The following is a 382-nucleotide window of genomic DNA, read 5'->3' as shown; positions in this document are numbered from 1 at the left end:
GTCCGGGACGATGTCCAGGCGGCCAGTGTCCGCGTCGAACGCCACGGCCTGGACCCGCCCGGCGAGCTCGGGCACGACCGCAGCGAGGATAGTGTTGAAGAGGACGAGCTCCTGGTCGTCGTCGACGTCGGTGCTCTCCGGCTCCAGGGCCGGAGCGACGGCGGCCGGACGCGGCGCGGGCAGCACGACCGGGACATCGTCGTCCGGCTGTGCAGCGGCGGATTCGGCGCAGGCCGCCTTCGCTTCAAGCTACCAGGCGCGGTACTGCTTTTTCGCCCACGCCTTGGCCGTCACGGTCTCGTGCAGCTGCCGGTCGACGGCCGCCCGGCGCTCGGTCTCGGAGGCTTGGGGCATCGCGGTGTCGACGGCGGCCGCGACCGCG

Annotated in this window: 1 pseudogene; it reads right to left on the bottom strand. The window is 73.0% G+C overall.

The window, feature by feature from the left end:
• Positions 1 to 186, bottom strand: a pseudogene (locus V9U70_RS00025) (hypothetical protein); the annotation flags it as partial.
• Positions 187 to 382 lie beyond the last annotated feature (196 nt).

Origin of the sequence: Streptomyces pratensis (genome assembly GCF_037137275.1) — a bacterium.
GTDB lineage: Bacteria > Actinomycetota > Actinomycetes > Streptomycetales > Streptomycetaceae > Streptomyces > Streptomyces pratensis_B.
This window is presented reverse-complemented; position numbering and strand designations above follow the sequence as displayed.